The sequence below is a fragment of the Microbacterium sp. P5_E9 genome, from assembly GCF_054049175.1.
The window spans coordinates 95,110-112,486 of the sequence record NZ_JBFUMV010000011.1 but is presented as its reverse complement, the minus strand read 5'-3'; the positions used below and the strand labels follow the sequence as shown (position 1 = coordinate 112,486).

General features: G+C 70.6%; 10 protein-coding genes. 8 read left to right on the top strand and 2 right to left on the bottom strand.

All coding sequences use genetic code 11. The features are described 5' to 3' along the window. The 8 genes from ACXJ3V_RS14135 to ACXJ3V_RS14100 form a co-directional block, all read left to right on the top strand. Nucleotides 1-862 (top strand): ABC transporter permease (locus ACXJ3V_RS14135; protein ID WP_457100958.1); only part of this gene is annotated, 862 nt, incomplete at its 5' end. Beyond that, complete coding sequence (locus tag ACXJ3V_RS14130) at nucleotides 859-2,745, top strand: ATP-binding cassette domain-containing protein (protein ID WP_457100957.1); 1,887 nt, start codon at nucleotides 859-861, stop codon at nucleotides 2,743-2,745. The genes ACXJ3V_RS14135 and ACXJ3V_RS14130, both read left to right, overlap by 4 nt. Further along, the gene (locus ACXJ3V_RS14125) at nucleotides 2,742-3,590 is read left to right on the top strand and encodes an ATP-binding cassette domain-containing protein (RefSeq protein ID WP_457100956.1); all 849 of its coding nucleotides are present in this window, start codon (nucleotides 2,742-2,744) and stop codon (nucleotides 3,588-3,590) included. The genes ACXJ3V_RS14130 and ACXJ3V_RS14125 overlap by 4 nt, the downstream gene beginning before the upstream one ends. Beyond that, on the top strand, nucleotides 3,587-6,049 hold the full coding sequence (locus ACXJ3V_RS14120; protein ID WP_457100955.1) for a beta-glucosidase: 2,463 nt from the start codon (nucleotides 3,587-3,589) through the stop codon (nucleotides 6,047-6,049). The genes ACXJ3V_RS14125 and ACXJ3V_RS14120 overlap by 4 nt, the downstream gene beginning before the upstream one ends. Next, on the top strand, nucleotides 6,046-7,182 hold the full coding sequence (locus ACXJ3V_RS14115) for a serine hydrolase domain-containing protein (RefSeq protein ID WP_457100954.1): 1,137 nt from the start codon (nucleotides 6,046-6,048) through the stop codon (nucleotides 7,180-7,182). Before ACXJ3V_RS14120 ends, ACXJ3V_RS14115 begins: the two co-directional genes overlap by 4 nt. Before the next feature lie 37 nt (nucleotides 7,183-7,219). Then, the gene (locus ACXJ3V_RS14110; RefSeq protein ID WP_457100953.1) at nucleotides 7,220-8,734 is read left to right on the top strand and encodes a family 43 glycosylhydrolase; all 1,515 of its coding nucleotides are present in this window, start codon (nucleotides 7,220-7,222) and stop codon (nucleotides 8,732-8,734) included. Continuing rightward, nucleotides 8,731-11,670 (top strand): family 78 glycoside hydrolase catalytic domain, encoded by a 2,940-nt coding sequence (locus tag ACXJ3V_RS14105; RefSeq protein WP_457100952.1) that lies wholly within the window; start codon nucleotides 8,731-8,733, stop codon nucleotides 11,668-11,670. Before ACXJ3V_RS14110 ends, ACXJ3V_RS14105 begins: the two co-directional genes overlap by 4 nt. Nucleotides 11,671-11,704: 34 nt before the next feature. Further along, a complete protein-coding gene (locus tag ACXJ3V_RS14100; protein WP_457100951.1) occupies nucleotides 11,705-13,489 on the top strand; it encodes a DUF5605 domain-containing protein in 1,785 nt (594 codons plus the stop codon). Between the two features lie 23 nt (nucleotides 13,490-13,512). On the opposite strand, the gene ACXJ3V_RS14095 is transcribed toward ACXJ3V_RS14100, so the two are convergent. Next, nucleotides 13,513-14,514 carry a LacI family DNA-binding transcriptional regulator gene (locus tag ACXJ3V_RS14095; RefSeq protein WP_457100950.1) on the bottom strand — a complete coding sequence of 334 codons (1,002 nt, stop codon included), beginning with the start codon at nucleotides 14,512-14,514 and terminating at the stop codon, nucleotides 13,513-13,515. A 22-nt stretch (nucleotides 14,515-14,536) separates the two neighbouring features. Then, entirely contained in the window at nucleotides 14,537-17,356 is a 2,820-nt protein-coding gene (locus ACXJ3V_RS14090; RefSeq protein ID WP_457100949.1) for a family 78 glycoside hydrolase catalytic domain, read from the bottom strand. Nucleotides 17,357-17,377 lie beyond the last annotated feature (21 nt).

Genomic DNA, 17,377 nt, shown 5'->3' with positions numbered 1-17,377 from the left:
GTATCTGGACAGCGCCAACATCGCGCGGCGGATCCTGGGTCAGAACGCCACGCCCGAGGCTGTGGCGCAGAAGACCGAAGAACTCGGTCTCAATCGACCCGTCGTCGTGCAGTACTGGGACTGGCTCACGAACGCTCTGACCGGCGACCTCGGTCGATCGTGGTTCAACGGTCAGCTCGTGTCGGTGAGTCTCACGGGCCGTGTCGCTGTGACCCTTTCGCTCGTCATCGGCACGACGATCGTCACTGCGATCTTCTCGGTCCTTCTGGGTGTCTGGGCTGCTCGCCGCAGTGGTGCGGTGGACGGCACGGTGCAGTTCTTCTCCGTGCTGGGCTTCGCGATCCCCGGCTTCCTCATCGCCCTGTACCTCGTGCTCATCTTCGCGATCAACCTGCACTGGTTCAAAGCGACGGGATATATACCGTTGACGGAGTCCTTCACGGGATGGATGTCGTCGGTGACATTACCGATCATCGCCCTCTCCATCGGCGCGATCGCCGCAGTCACCCAGCAGGTGCGCGGGTCGATGATCGACGCGATGTCGCGCGACTACGTCCGCACGCTCCGCAGTCGCGGACTCGACACCCGCAGCGTCGTCTACAAGCACRCACTGCGCAATGCCGGCGGGCCCGCCCTCGCGATTCTGGCCGTGCAGTTCATCGGCCTCCTCGGAGGCGCCGTCATCGTCGAGCAGATCTTCGCCCTCCCGGGGATGGGCCAGCTGACCGTGCAGGCCGGAGTCCAGGGCGACATCCCCGTGATGATGGGGCTCGTCGTCGCGACGGCCGTCATCGTCATCATCGTCAATCTCGTCATCGATCTCGCGCAAGCCGCGCTCAACCCGAAGGTGCGACTGTCATGACCGCCATCGAAGTCCAGGCTGTTCCCACGCCGCACGTCAAGACCTCGCTCTTCCGGAGACTCGTGCGCAAGCCCGTCGGGCTCATCGCCCTCGGCTACCTCGCCTTCGTCATCCTCATCGCGATCATCGGGCCGTTCATCGCCCCATACGACCCCAATAAGGCCTCGCTTCAGCTTGTGCTCGCGCCGCCGAGCCCGGAGCACCCGCTCGGCAACGACAGCGCCGGCCGCGACGTCCTGTCACGGCTGCTGTGGGCGACGTCCACGACGCTGGCGGCAGCATCCGTCGCCATCGTCACGGCCCTCCTGATCGGCGTCATCGCGGGTCTCATCGCCGGCTACTTCAAGGGCTGGTTCGATGCGGCCGCCTCATGGGTGACGTCGCTCATCATGGCGCTGCCTGGCATCGTCGTGCTCATCGCGGCCCGCGCCGTGCTCGGCCCCTCGGTGTGGTGGGCGATGCTCATCTTCGGCATCATCCTGTCGACGGCCTACTACCGGCTCACCTACGCGGCCGTCGTGGGCGTACGCAGCGAACTGTACGTGGATGCGGCCCGTGTCTCGGGCCTCAGCGATATGCGCATCATCGGTCGCCACATCCTCTCGGTGGTGCGCGCGCCGATCATCATCCAGACCGCGATCATCGCGGGCATCGCGATCGGCATCCAGTCGGGGCTGGAGTTCCTCGGGCTCGGCGACATGTCCGTCCCGACCTGGGGCTCGATGCTCAACGACGGCTTCGCGAACATCTACCGCGCACCACTGCTCATGCTGTGGCCCTCGCTCGCGATCGCGACGACGTGTATCGCGCTCACTCTGCTCGCGAACGCGATGCGGGACGTGCTCGAGCGCACCGTGACCGTGCGCCGTCGGCGCCGCCGTGCCGTCGCGACGGCCACCGGCTCGATCGCCGCGGTGACGACCTCGATCTCGATGGGCGGCGGAGACGCCGCCGCGCTGGAGGACTCGGCCGAGCTGCCCGTCGTCGGCATCGACACGATCGTCCACGAGGACGACGTGTTCACCGCCGACCGGCCGCAGGAGGTGGTGCTGTCGATCCGCGACCTGAAGGTGGCGTACCAGCAGACCGAGGGCACCGACATCGAGGTCGTCCACGGTGTCTCGCTCGACGTCCGCAAGGGCGAGATCCACGGCCTCATCGGCGAGTCGGGCTCGGGCAAGACCCAGACCGCGTTCGCCGTTCTCGGGCTGCTCCCCCGCGGCGGTCACGTATCGGGCGGCTCGATCGACTATGAGGGCACCGAGCTCGCGGGTGCATCCGAGCGCGCCTATGCCGGCATCCGCGGCAAGCGGATCGGATACATCCCTCAGGAGCCCATGTCGAACCTCGATCCGTCGTTCACGATCGGGTACCAGCTCGTCGAGCCGCTGCGCAAGACGCTGGGCCTGAGCAAGAAGGAGGCGACCGAGCGCTCGCTCGCGCTGCTGGAGCGCGTCGGCATCCCGAACCCGAAGCGCACCTTCGCGGCGTACCCGTTCGAGGTCTCGGGCGGCATGGCTCAGCGCGTGCTCATCGCCGGCGCCGTCTCGACCGACCCCKACCTGATCATCGCCGACGAGCCCACCACGGCGCTCGACGTCACCGTGCAGGCCGAGGTGCTGGACGTGCTGCGCGACCTGCAGCGTGAGCGCCAGATGGCGATGCTCCTCGTGACGCACAACTTCGGGATCGTCGCGGACCTCTGCGATCGGGTCACCGTCATGCAGCAGGGTCTCTTCGTCGAACAGGGCCCGGTCCGCACGATCCTCGGCGCCCCGTCGCACCCGTACACCCAGTCCCTGCTGGACGCGATCCTCGACGAGGGTCCCGCCCGACCGCCGCTGTCCTACGCAGGCGGCGCATCAGAAGGAGCGAAGTCATGAGCACTCTGCTGAAGGTCACCGACCTCGAGGTCGCTTACCCGGGCAAGGGCTTCCGCGCCAAGCCGTTCCAGGCGCTGAAGGGCGTCTCGCTCGACATCAAGCCCGGCGAGACCGTCGGACTCGTGGGCGAGTCGGGCTCGGGCAAGACCACCCTCGGCCGCGCCGTGCTCGGGCTCGCGCCGGTCACCGCCGGGTCGATCACCTACCGCGACAAGGAGATCGGGCACCTGAACCGTCGGCAGCGCCGAGACCTCAGCAGCGAGATCCAGGTGGTCTTCCAGGACCCGTACTCGTCACTGAACCCCTCGCTGACCATCGAGCAGATCCTCGCCGAGCCGCTCACCGCGCGCGGCGTCGCCGCCAAGGAGGCCCGCGGCCGGGTCGGCGAGCTGCTGGGGCAGGTAGGCCTTCCAGCGGATGCCGCGAGCCGGCTGCCACGCGAATTCTCCGGCGGTCAGCGGCAGCGCGTCGCAATCGCCCGGGCGCTCGCGCTCGACCCGCAGCTCATCGTCTGCGACGAGCCGGTCTCCGCGCTCGACCTGTCCACCCAGGCTCGGGTGCTCGACCTGTTCATCGAAATCCAGGAGCGCACCGGCGTCGCCTACCTCTTCATCTCGCACGACCTGGCCGTGGTACGCCACATCAGCCACCGGGTCGCCGTGATGTACCGGGGCGAGCTGGTCGAGACCGGCGACGGCGACCAGGTCACCGCCCGCCCGGAGCACCCGTACACCCAGCGGCTGTTCCTCGCCGCGCCGGTCCCCAACCCGGACCACCAGAAAGAACGCCGCGCGGCTCGCCGCGCGCTGCTCGACGCCGAGATCTCGCAAGGAGAAGCCGCATGACCACTCCCGCCACCTCGACTCAGCCCGAAACGGTCCAGCACCTGATCCCGCTGCTCGACAAGCTCACCCTCGAGCAGAAGGCCGCCCTCGTGCAGGGCGCGGACTTCTGGACGACCGTGCCGCTGCCCGAGATCGGCCTGCGCGCCATGACGCTCTCCGACGGTCCGGCCGGGGTCCGCGGTCCCCGGTGGGACGAACGGGAGCCCTCGCTCAACATGCCCTCCGGGTCGGCCCTCGCCGCCTCGTGGGATGTCGAGCTTGCGTACCGGTACGGCGCGGCCGCGGCATCCGAAGCCCGTCGCAAGGACGTGGACGTCGTGCTCGGCCCGACCATCAACCTGCACCGCTCCCCGCTCGGCGGCCGCCACTTCGAGTGCTTCAGCGAAGACCCGGAGCTGAGCGCCGAGCTTGCCGCCGCGTATGTGCGCGGTCTGCAGGACAACGGCGTCGCCGCGACGCCCAAGCACTATGTCGCGAACGACTCCGAGACCGACCGGTTCACGGTCGATGTGCGGGTCGACGAGCGCTCGCTCCGCGAGCTCTACCTCGCCCCCTTCGAGCGCGCGGTCGAGGCCGGTGCCTGGAGCGTGATGAGCGCGTACAACGCGGTCGACGGCGTCACGATGACCGAGAACGACCTGCTCGAGACCCCGCTCAACTCCGAGTGGGGCTTCGACGGCGTCGTCATCAGCGACTGGACCGCAGTGCGATCCCTCGACTCGATCCCCGCCGCGCAGGACCTCGCGATGCCCGGTCCCGCCCCCGCCTGGGCCAACATCGTCGAGGCGATCCGCGACGGCAGCCTCGACGAGGCCGACCTCGACCGCAAGGTGCTGCGCATGCTGCTGCTCGCGGAGCGCGTCGGCGCACTCGGCGAGAGCACCCCGATCACCCCCGCGGCGGTCGACGGCGAGGCGTTCGTCCGCGAAGCGTCCGCCGCCGGTTCGGTGCTGCTGAGCAACGACGGCATACTGCCGCTGGATGCCTCGGCCCTGCGTCGCGTGGCGCTCATCGGGCACAACGCCCGTGATGCCCGCACCCAGGGCGGCGGCAGCGCCACGGTGCTGCCCGAGCGCGTGATCTCACCGCTCGACGGCCTCCGCACCGCCCTGCCCGGCGCCGAGGTGACCTACGAACTGGGCGCGGTCGTGCAGGAAGGCGTCGCCGAACTGCCCCTCGAGACGATCACCAACCCGGTGACCGGCCAGCCGGGCGTGCGGGTGACCTTCCTCGACGCCGAGGGCGGCGAGATGTTCGCCGAGGATCGTCGGGCCACCGCGCTGGTGTGGTTCGGCGGCGACGCCCCCGTCTCGACCGCGTCGACCCTCAAGCTCGAGACGACCTACAACCCGGCCGAGTCGGGCGAGATCCTGCTCGGGTTCGCCGGCTCGACCCGTGGCCGCGTATGGGTCAAGGATGAGCTCGTCCTCGACGACACCCCGGCCATCACGGGCACCGACCTCGGCGCCGCCTTCCTGAACCCGCCGTCGGTGACGGCGCGCCTCAGCCTCACTGCGGGCACCCCGGTCGCCCTGCGCGCGGAGTTCGACATCCAGTCCGACGGCGCGCTCGCCGGCGTGCTGAGCGCGACGTTCGGCATCGCACCCGACGACTCCGACCCCGACGGGCTCATCGCCCGCGCGGCGGCCGCGGCCGCGGCATCCGATGTCGCGATCGTCGTCGTCGGCACCAACTCGAAGGTCGAATCCGAGGGCTACGACCGCGAGAACCTCGATCTGCCCGGCCGCCAGGACGACCTCGTCCGCGCCGTCGTCGCGGCGAACCCGCGAACGATCGTCGTCGTCAACGCCGGCGCGCCTGTGGTGCTGCCGTGGGCCGGCGAGGTCGCCGCGGTGCTGCAGGGCTACTTCGGCGGCCAGCAGTTCGGCGCGGCGCTCGCCGACGTCCTCACCGGCGCCGTCGAGCCCGGCGGTCGCCTGCCCACGACCTGGCCTGCCGCGCTCGCGGAGGTGCCGGTCACCGATGTGACCCCCGACTCCGGGGTGCTCGACTACGCGGAGGGCATCCACATCGGCTACCGGGCTTGGCTGAAGGCGGATGCTTCGTCTCGTGCCTCGCTCAGCACAGGTGTCGCGCCGGCGTTCCCGTTCGGCCACGGCCTGGGCTACACGACGTGGTCGTGGGGCGTCGCGCACCGTGACGGCGACGTCGTCGAGGTGACCCTCGCCAACACCGGGGCCCGCCCGGGCAAGCAGGTCGTGCAGGTCTACGCCGAGCGCGCCGACTCCACGATCGAGCGCCCCGAGCGCTGGCTCGTCGGCTTCGCCGTCGTGCACGCCCAGCCCGGCGAGACGGTCACGGCCCGCATCGCGGTGCCCGCCCGCCGCCTGGCGCATTGGGCCGGCGAATGGGTCGTCGAGCCCGGTTCGTTCACCCTGCGGGCCGGGGCATCCGTCCTCGATCTGCCGCTTTCGCTCGAATGGACAATCGAAGGATGACTCAGCTCGCCACCCTCACCGGCGCACTTCACGGCCGCGCCGACTCGCGTCTCGACGACATCGTCGCCCGGCTCGAGGGCTTCCTCGCGGGCGACCCCGACCTGTCGTTCCAGGCGGCGGCCTTCCACGACGGCACTCCGGTGCTCGACGTGTGGGGCGGCCCGCACCTCGACGAGGACTCCGTCTCGGTGCCGTTCTCGGTCACGAAGAACACGATCGGACTCTCGATCGGGCTCCTCGTCCAGCGCGGCCAGCTCGACCTCGACGCGCTCGTCGCCGAGTACTGGCCGGAGTTCTCGCAGAGGGGCAAGGCGCACGTCACGGTCCGGCAGCTGCTGTCGCATCAGGCCGGGGTGCCGCAGGCGACCCCGCCCCTGACCACCGCGGAGCTGCTCGATGACCATGTCGGAGCGGAGCGCCTCGCCGCCTCGACGCCGTTCTGGTACCCCGGCACCGCCTTCGGCTATCACGGCCTCACGATCGGCAATCTCGCGTCGGAGCTGGTGTTCCGGGTCACCGGACGCACGCTGCACGAGTTCTACGAGCAGGAGATCCGCGCGCCGCACGGCATCGACTTCTACCTCGGCCTCCCCGCCGACCAGGAGTCGCGAAAGGCGCCGACCCTCCCGATGATCCGGCCGGTCGCCGACACCTCAACGTTTTACGCCTCGCTGCTCGGTCCGCTCGTCTTCGCATCTCCTGGTCCACCCGTCGATCTCGCGAACGACCCGATCAGCTGGCGGTTCGGGCACCCCGCAGTGTCAGGCACCGGCACGGCTCGCGGACTCGCGCGCCTGTTCGCAGCGGCGGTCACCGGCGTCGAAGGCGCTCCCCCGTTCCTGTCGACGGATACCGTGCTGACCATCGGCCAGCAGCAGGTGCGGGGCTACGACGAGGTGCTCGGGCAGCCCAATCGCTCGCACGCCGTCGTGTTCCAGAAGCCCACTCCCACTCTCGCATTCGGCGGTCCCCGCGCCTTCGGGCACGACGGGGCGATGGGTGCACTCGCGTGCGTCGATCCCGACACCGGCATCGCGTTCGCGTGGATGATCGCCCGCGGCCCCTGGCCGGGCGGCGCAGATCCGCGCGCCCTCGCCCTCGCGAGCGACCTCGGCGCGACCCTCGCGCGCTGAATCCGACGCCGCTCGCGGCATCCCGACCGGAGATGACATGACCACCCTCTACAACCCGCTGCTGAACGGGTTCCACCCCGACCCGAGCGTCGTCAAGGTCGGCGACGAGTGGTTCCTGGCGACCTCGACCTTCGAGTACCTGCCGGGCATCCCGATCCACCGCTCGCGCGACTTCGAGACGTGGGAGCTCATCGGCCATGTCTCGGGTGACCCCGACGTGTTCGGCATCGCCGACGTGCCCACGGCGGGCGGCGTCTGGGCACCGACGATCCGGCACCGCGACGACGTCTTCCACCTCGTCATCACGGTGGCGATGGGGCGCGGGATGCTGCACTTCACCGCGACGGATGCCGCCGGCCCCTGGAGCAAGGGCGACGTGATCCGCACCGCCGACGGCTCGGAGAGCATCAACGGCATCGATCCCGACATCGCGTGGGATGCCGACGGCAACGTCTACATCACCTACTCCGGCCTGATCCTGAGCGGAGCCGACATCGGCACCCACCTCGGCATCCTGCAGGTGAAGGTCGATCTCGACAGCCACCTCGCGCTCGAGGAGTCGCGCTCGGTGTGGTCGGGCACCGGCGGGCAGTTCCCCGAAGCCCCGCACCTCTACGAGGTCGACGGCACCTGGTACCTGATGATCGCGGAGGGCGGCACGGAGCGCGGCCACGGCATCAGCATCGCGCGGTCGGACTCGCCGGAAGGTCCGTTCGAGACGGCGCCGCAGAACCCGCTCGTGTCGGCCCGCTCCACGATCCGTCCCGTCCAGAACACGGGGCACGGCGACCTCGTCGTCGGCCCGGACGGCGACTGGCTGTGCGTCCTGCTCGGCGTCCGTCCGCGCAGCATGACCCGCGCCTTCTCCGCGCTGGGCCGCGAGACCTTCGTCACGCCGGTGCAGTGGCAGGAGAACGGCTGGCCGACGATCGACCCGGTGCTGCTGAACCCGCGTCCCGGAACCCGGGTCGAGGTCGACTTCGCCCCCGACGAGGCGCTCGACGGCGAATGGCTCGCCATCCGCCGCACTCCCTCTGCCGTCGCCGATCTCACCTCGCGACCCGGCTGGCTCACCCTTCAGGGCGACAGCACCACGCTCGACGACGCGCACCCGGTCTTCCTCGGGCGCCGACAAGAGCACCTGACCAACCGCGTGAACGTGCGGATGGATGCCTCGGCCGGCGTCGGCGGTCTCGCCGTGCGCTACGACGAGCGGTTCCACGTCGAGGTCGAGGTGGGCGGCGGCACGGTCACGGCGCGGGCGGTCATCGGCGGCCTTCGGCAGGAGTGGAGCACCGCCTTCGATGGGGATGAACTCGTGCTGCACCTCGATTCGGTGAAGCCCAGCGGCTCCGGCTTCGTCCTGACCAGCGACCTGTTCCACCTCGGATACACCCCGGCCGGCGGCGAGCGCGTGGACCTCGCCGAGATCGACGGCCGCTTCCTGTCGTCGGAGACGACCGAGTCGTTCACCGGCCGAGTGATCGGTCTGTATGCGGAGGGCGGTGTTGTATCGTTTCAAGATTGGATCGCCGAAGGAGACGATGAGTGACCGAGCCCTCCCGTGTCGCAACGCTGCGCGCAGAACTCCGAGACGACACCGCGTTCGTCGCCACCCCGACCCCGCGGCTGAGCTGGACTGTCGAATCGTCCGAGGCCGGCTGGCTGCAGGCCTCCGCGGAGCTGAGTGACGGCCGCGAGACCGTGACCATCGACGGGCGCAGCAGTGTGCTCGTCGCGTGGCCGTTCCCCCCGCTCGCACCCGGCGAGCGCCGCGATGTCACAGTCCGCGTGCGTGCGGTGTCGGGTGCGGAGACCTCGCAGAGCGAGCCGCTGCGCGTCGAGGCCGGCTTCCTCGCCGAGGGCGAATGGGTCGCCCAGCCGATCGGACTGCAGAACCCGTCACGCGAGGCGCAGCCGGTGCTGCTGCGCACGACGTTCAGGCTCGACCGGGCGGTGGAGCGCGCCCTGCTCTTCTGGACCGCCCTCGGCGTCGCCGAGCCCGAGCTCAATGGCTCACCGGTTTCGGACGACGTCCTCGCCCCCGGCTGGACCAGCTATCGCGACCGGCTCGTGCACGAGACCGTCGACATCTCCGCGCTCCTCCGCGAGGGCGAGAACGTGCTGGGCGCATCGGTCGCGGGCGGCTGGTACACCGAGAAGTACGGGTTCTTCGACTTCGCGGCCCGCCTCTACGGCACCCAGCCGTCGTTCCTCGGCCAGCTCCGCGTCACCTACGCCGACGGCACCACTGCGACGATCGCGGCGACCGGCGCCGACTGGACGGCCTTCGGCGACGGCCCGATCGTCGACAGCGGCATCTACCCGGGCGAGACCCAGGACCTGCGCCGTGCCGTGCCCGGCTGGTCGGCCCCGTCTCCCCTGTCGGTCCCTGAGCTCCACCCGGCGGTCCCTGAGCTTGTCGAAGGGCCGGACGACGACGCTTCGACAGGCTCAGCGACCGGCCCATCAGCGGCCGGCCCATCAGCGACCGGCCCATCAGCGACCGACGCCGGCTGGACACCCGTCCGCGTCGGCACGGCCGCGCTCCCCGAGTACGAGAACGTGCCGGTCCCGGAGGCGCGGATCGCCCCGCCGGTGCGCCGCACCCAGACCCTCCCGGTCGTCGAGGTGATCCCGACACCCTCCGGCGGTCGCATCCTCGACTTCGGGCAGAACCTCGTCGGGCGCGTGCGGATCCGGGCCACCGGCGCCGCCGGCACGACCCTGACCATCCGGCACGCCGAGGTGCTCGAAGACGGCGAGCTCGGCATCCGTCCCCTGCGCAACGCGAAGGCGACCGCCGCCTTCACCCTCGCCGGCGCCGGCGTCGAGATCCTCGAGAGCCGGTTCTCGTTCTACGGGTTCCGGTACGCCGAGATCACTGGCGGCGAGATCGACCCCGCCGACGTCGAGGCCGTCGTGCTGCACACGGACATGACTCGCACGGGGTGGTTCGAGGCATCCGACCCGCTCATCGAGCGCCTGCACGAGAACGTCGTGTGGGGCATGCGCGGCAACTTCCTCTCGATCCCGACCGACTGCCCGCAGCGCGACGAGCGCCTCGGGTGGACCGGCGACATCCAGGTGTTCTCGCCGACCGCGAGCTTCCTCTACGACAGCGACGGCTTCCTCACCTCGTGGCTGCGCGACCTGGCCCACGAGCAGGCGCGCAACGACGGCGAGGTGCCCCTCGTCATCCCCGCGGCGCTCCCCGCATTCGGTGGCGGCGGACCGACCGCGGCCTGGGGGGATGCGGCGACCGCCGTGCCGACCGTGCTGTACGAGCGGTTCGGCGATCTCGGCGTGCTCGAGGCGCAGTACGCCAGCATGAAGGCGTGGACCGATGCGGTGCTTCGGGATGCCGGACACCAGGGTCCCTGGGCGGGCCGCATGCAGCTCGGCGACTGGCTGGATCCTTCCGCTCCGCCGGACAAGCCCTTCCAGGCCAAGGTCGACGGCGACATCGTGGCGACCGCCTACCTCGCCCAGTCGCTCCGTCAGGTCGCGGATGCGGCCGCTCTGCTCGGTCTCGACGACGACGCCGAGACCTACGCCGCGCTCGCCGAGCGCAGCCGGGCAGCGTTCGTGGCGCACTACGTGACACCGGCCGGCCGCATGATGAGCGACGCCCCCACGGCGTACGCGCTCGCCCTCGAGTTCGATCTCGTGACCGATCCGGAGCTGCGTCAGGCCCTCGCCGACCGGCTCGCGGTGCTCGTCCGCGAAGGCGGGTACCGCATCGCCACCGGCTTCGTGGGCACACCGCTCGTGACCGATGCGCTCACCGATGGTGGACATCTCGCCGCCGCCGAGCGCCTGCTCGTCCAGACGGAGTGCCCCTCGTGGCTCTACCCCGTGACGATGGGCGCGACGACGGTCTGGGAGCGCTGGGACAGCCTGCTGCCGGACGGTTCGGTGAACCCGGGCGAGATGACCTCGTTCAACCACTACGCCCTCGGAGCGGTCGCGGACTGGCTGCACCGGACCGTGGCGGGGCTCGCCCCGGCCGCGCCGGGCTACGCGCAGCTGCGCATCGCGCCGCAGCCGCTCGCCGGACTCGAGCACGCGTCCGCACGCCACCTCACGCCCTACGGCGAGGCCTCCGTCGCGTGGCACCGCGACGGAGCCGAGATCGTCGTGCGCGCGGTCGTGCCCGCGAACACGACCGCGGTCGTCGAGCTGCCCGGGACATCGGTCGCCATCGAGGTGGTGTCCGGCGTGCACGAGTGGCGCGTCCCCGCGCCGGTCGCGGTCGAGCGAGCGCCGCTGCCGGGGCTCGAAGCATCCCTCGCCGAGATCATCGACGACCCGCGGGCCTACCGCGCCGTGCTCGACACTCTCGCCGCCGTCGACCCAGGCATGGCCGAGGGCGTACGCGCGGGCACCTCCTGGGGCGCGGGGCGGCCACTCGCCACCGCGCTCATGTTCACCCCGCCCGACGTGCTCGCGAAGGTGGATGCGGCCGTGCGCGCCGCGACCTCCTGACTGCCCCGCCGCGTAACCACCACTAGGAGACATCATGTTCGACCGCGCGTCCACCTTCGGCGAAGCCCTCGACAACCCCGCCGCGCGGGCCATCCTGGAGCGGTACATGCCCGGCATCGCCGCGTCGCCGATGGTCGCGCAGTACCGCGACGGCCGGCTGGGTTCACTCGTCGCCTTCATCCCGGCCCTCGAAGACCCGGCCGAGCGGGAGCGCCTGTGGGACGAGCTCTCCGGGGTCGGCGACGGCGTCGGCCGCCCGCCGTACGCGCCGGCGATCGCGCCCGACCCCGCCTACGAGGACGAGACGGTGGCGCGGGGCTCGGCATCCGTCGTCCTTCCGGCTCCTGTGCCGCTCTGGGATGTGCTCGAGGTGCGTCTCGACGGCCCGTCGCACGGCAACCCCTTCGTCGATGTGGAATTGGATGCCGTCTTCACGCGTGGCGACAAAAGGCTGCGGGTCGGCGGGTTCTATGACGGCGGCGGGCGCTACGTCATCCGCGCGCTCGCCGACGTCGAGGGGGAATGGAGCTTCGTCACGCGATCCACCGCGCGATCGCTCGACGGCATCGTGGGGACGGTCACGGTTGTGCCCGCGCGCAAGGGCAGCCACGGCCCGGTTCGCGTGGACGGCTTGCACTTCCGGCACGCCGACGGCACCCGCCACCGCCCGCTCGGCACTACGGCCTATGCCTGGACCCACCAGCCCGCCGCCCTGCAGGAGCAGACGCTGCGCACCTTGGCCGACGCCCCGTTCACCAAGCTGCGGATGTGCGTCTTCCCGAAGTCGTACCTCTACAACGCGAACGAGCCCGAGGACTTCGTCTTCCCCGGGTCGCTCGAAGACGGGTTCGACCTCGAGCGCTTCGATGTCACGCACTTCCACCGACTCGAGGAGCGGATCACCCAGCTCGCCGACCTGGGCATCGAAGCCGACCTCATCCTCTTCCACGCGTACGACCGGTGGGGCTTCGCCGACCTCGGTCCGGCTGTGGACGAGCGCTACCTCCGCTACCTCGTGCGCCGCCTCTCCGCCTACGCCAACGTGTGGTGGTCGATGGCGAACGAGTACGACCTGCTGTGGTCGAAGGACGAAGCCGACTGGGAGCGGCTCGCCGCGATCGTCGGCGAGGAGGACGCATTCGGCCACCTCAACTCGATCCACAACTGCCGGCCGTTCTACGACTATTCGAAGCCGTGGATCACGCACGTCAGCGTGCAGCGCGTCGACGTCTACCGCACCGCGGAGAACACCGACGAGTGGCGGGAGCGCTGGGGCAAGCCCGTCGTCATCGACGAGTGCGCCTACGAGGGCGACATCGACCAGGGCTGGGGCAACATCACCGGCGAGGAGATGACCCGCCGGTTCTGGGAGGGCGCCGTCCGCGGCGGCTATGTCGGCCACGGCGAGACCTACCTGCCGATCGAGTCGGGCGGCACCACCGTGCCCTCTCCCTCCGCCGGCGAAGACCCCGAGGTGCTCTGGTGGGCGAAGGGCGGCGAGCTCTATGGCTCTTCCCCCGCGCGCATCGGCTTCCTCGACATGCTGCTGGAAGAGACACCCGGCGGCGTCTGGGATCCGCTGCCGTCCGACTGGGACGTGCCCTGGGGCGGTATCGCCGGCCAGCACCTGGTCGGGTACTTCGGGTTCAACCGGCCGCGGTTCCGCAACCTGATCCTCCCCGAGGGGCAGTGGAGCGTCGAGGTGATCGACACCTGGAACCTCACCATCGAGCCGGTCGAGGGAACCCATTCCGGCACGGTGCGGGTCGACCTGCCCGGGCGGCAGTTCATGGCGATCCGCGCCATCCGCGTCGCCTGAGGCCCCGCCTATCGAGCCGAGACTCAGCCCCCGGTGGACTCCCGGACGACGAGCTCGGGCTGGAACCGCACATTGCGCTCGTGGTCGGCGCCTGCGACCTCGGCGAGCAGGATGTCGACCGCGCGGTAGCCGATGAGCGCGGCCGGCTGACGGATCGAGCTGAGCGGCACGACGGTCGCCGAGGCGAAGTCGATGTCGTCGTAGCCGATGAGGGCGATGTCCTCCGGCACCCGCAGGTCGGCGATGAGGTGCAGCCCCTGCAGCAGTCCGACGGCGAGCAGGTCGTTCGCGGCGAAGACCGCGTCCGGCCGATCCCCGGGCGCACGGGCGACGATCTGCTCGCCCGCGGCGCGTCCGCGCAGCACTGACAGGGCAGGCATCTCGATCACCTCGAGCGTCGCTCCTGGACATTCCGCGACGGCACGGCGCGCGCCCTCGAGCCGGTCGGCGACCTGCCGGATGCCGAGCGGTCCGCTCACGTACGCGATTCTCCGGCGGCCGATCTCGAGGAGGTGCGCGACGGCCAGATGCCCACCCTCGACGTCGTCGACGGCGACCGAGCTGAACGCCCCGCCGTCGGGCTCGCGGTCGACCAGCACGACGGGCACCCCGGAGTCGCGCAGGCGCTCGACCGCGCCGAGGTCGTCGGTCACGGGGGTGATGAGCACCCCGTTCACCCGCTGCTCGCGGAAGAGGTCGAGGTAGGCGCCCTCCCGCTCGGGGGTCTCGTCGCTGTTGCCGACCAGCACCGACAGCCCGTCCTCCGCCGCACGGTTCTCGGCGCCACGGACGATCTCGGCGAAGAAGGGGTTGCCGACGTCGAGCACGACGAGTCCGATGCTGCGGCTCCGGCCCGCGCGCAGCTGCCGCGCGGCGTCGTTGCGCACGAAGCCCAGCTCCTCGATCGCCAGGAGCACCCGCTCCACGGTCGCCGGCGCGACTTTGGAGGGCGTGTTGAGCACGTTCGACACAGTTCCGACCGAGACGGATGCCGCGGCCGCGACATCCTTCACACTCACCGCCATATCGAACCCTCCCTGGTGGTGATCATCGCAGAACTTGCGCGCGCGCCGCGGACAGCTCGGCCAGTCGGTCAGCGATCAGCTGCTGCAGCTCCGGGCCGGTCTGGTGGAAGATCGCCTCCCCGAGATCGCGGCCGGGCTTCCACTGGATGTTCGTCTTGAACGCGTGCGCGGCAACGGGTTTCCCCGCCTCCAGCACGTCGAGGATGAGACGGTACGCCTCCGGATCGTCGATCACCGCCGCGAGGCTCGAGTCGAATCCGACCTGAGCCGGCGGCAGCGCCGCGGGCGCGGCATCCACCTCCCATTCGTAGATCCCCGAACCCACCTCGAACGTGCGCCCGTCCGGCAGCTCGACCGTGGCGGTCGTGTTGGGCGGGATGGTGGCTTCGATGAGGATGCGGCCGCCGGTGCGCGTCCAGGCCGCACGAGCCCGGCCGTAGGGGGTGAGGTGCTCGGCGGAGGCGGAATCGATGCCGTCCAGCGGGTGCGGCGCGATGCGGATTCGCTCGTAGCCGGGAGCATCGGGGGCGAGCCCCGCGACGACCCGGTGCAGCCAGTCGCCGATGGCGCCGAACGCGTAGTGGTTGAACGACGTCATCTGGCCCGGGTTGATCGTGCCGTCGGGGAGCATCGAGTCCCAGCGCTCCCAGATCGTCGTCGCGCCCATCGTCACCGGGTATAGCCACGAGGGGTTCTCGGTCTGCACGAGCAGGCGCCGCGCGGTGTCGAGGTGCCCGGTGCGCGTCAGCGCGTCCTGGATGATCGGCGTCCCGACGAACCCGGTGCCGATCTTGTAGCCCGACTCGCGAGTGAGCTCGGCCAGGCGAGCGCCCAGCGCCGGGATGAGCGAGGCGGGGGCGATCTCGAAGACGATCGCCATCGCGTACGCCGTCTGCGCGTCGGAGACCATGCGGCCGGACGGCGTCACGTACTCGTTTAGGAAGGCGTCGCGCACCTCCTCCGCGACCGCCGCGTAGTGCTCGGCATCCGCCGAATCACCGAGGAGACGCGCAGCACGTGCCACGGCATCCGCCGACCGGAACAGGTAGGCGCTCGCGACGATGTCGCCGTCGGTCTTCGCCCGCGCCGGCTGGTCCGGCGGAGCGTCCGGGTCGAGCCAGTCCCCGAACTGGAATCTCCCCTCCCACAGCCGGCGGTCCCCGGCGATGTCGAGCAGCACATCGGTCCAGGCCTTCATGCTCGGATACTGCCGTTCGAGGGTTGCCACATCGGCGTAGCGCTCGTTGAGCACCCAGGGCACCACGGTCGCGGCATCCCCCCACGCGGCGGCGGGACGGGCAGACCCCAGCACGTTCGGCACGACGAAGGGCACGATCCCGCCCTCGTGGGCCTGCTCGAGGGCGAGGTCCCGCAGCCAGGAGTCGAGGAACCCGCGCACGTCGTAGAGGAAGCTGGCGGTCGGAGCGAACACCTGGATGTCGCCCGTCCAGCCCAGGCGTTCGTCGCGCTGCGGGCAGTCCGTCGGCACGTAGAGGAAGTTTCCCTTGAGGCCCCAGACCACGTTCTCGTGGAGCTGGTTCACAAGGACATCGGATGTCGCGAACCAGCCGGTGCGCTCCATGTCACTGTGGATCACCACGGCCGTGACGGCTGACGGGTCGAAGACGCCAGGCCATCCGGAGATCTCGGCATAGCGGAACCCGTGGAACGTGAACTCGGGCTCCCACTCGATCTCACCGCCCGCGAGGGTGAGCTGGTCGGTGGCGGCGGCGTCGCGCAGCGGCCGGGTGCCCAGCTCGCCGTGCTCGAGCACCTCGGCGTGGCGCAGGACGATCTCGGTGCCGGCGGGCCCGGTCACCCGCAGCCGCAGCCGGCCCACCAGATTCTGGCCGAAGTCGAGGACCGTCTTGCCCGAAGGAGTCGTGATCACCTCGACCACGGCGAGCTCTTCGAGCCGACGGACGAACGGCGAGACCCGCGCCTCGGGCACCACCACGGGGTCCTGCTCGGCGACGAGGGCCCAGCCCGACTCGTCGTAGCCGGCGTCGGCGAATCCCCGGCCATCCGCGTCGACCAGCACGCGGCGGGCGTCGAAATGCTCACCGTCATAAAGGCCGCTCACCGTGATGGGGCCGGTCGATCCGCGCCAGGAGTCATCGGTCTTGACCCACTCGGAGCGCCCATCGGCGAACTCGAGCAGCAGCTGTGCGGCGAATCGCGGCTGGTCGCCGTAGATCAGCCGGGCGTTCTCGCGGAAGCCGAAGCGCTCGGTTCCCCATGCACCCGCGAGCCGCACGCCGAGCGCGTTGCGTCCGTCGCGCACCAGCGCGGTGACATCGGTGGTCTCGTGGATGGTGCGGAACTGGAACGGCGTCCACCCCGGCTTCATCACCTGGTCGTCGACATCCGCGCCGTTGAGCGCGACCTGGTACACGCCGACGGCCGTTGCGTAGAGCGTCGCCCGCGTCACCTCGGATGCCACGTCGAACTCCGTGCGCAGATAGCCCGGCTGGCCGATCTCCGCCGGCGCGGCGAGCCCGATCGTCGCGGCGTTCCATTCGTCCGCGAGGAACCCGGCGAAGATCCGCCGCGGTTCGCTCCACTCGCCCTGAGCGCCGTCCGCTCCCGTCACGCGGACGCGCAACGCCACCCCTTCACGCGGGGCGAGCGGGGCGAACGGCCACGCGATCTGGGTCGACGCCCTGCCCTCCACGATGTGCGACGCGACAGCGCCGGCGCGGTCGAGCTGCAGTTCCGCCCGAGCCTGACGCCAGTCCGCGGCATCGGTCTCGGTGATCCAGCCGATGGTCGGCTTGGCCGAAGCGACGGTGTCGCTCCGGTACGGCGCATCGACGATGACGCGCGTGGTCAGGTGGGTCATGCCATTCCTCTGTCGTTCCTC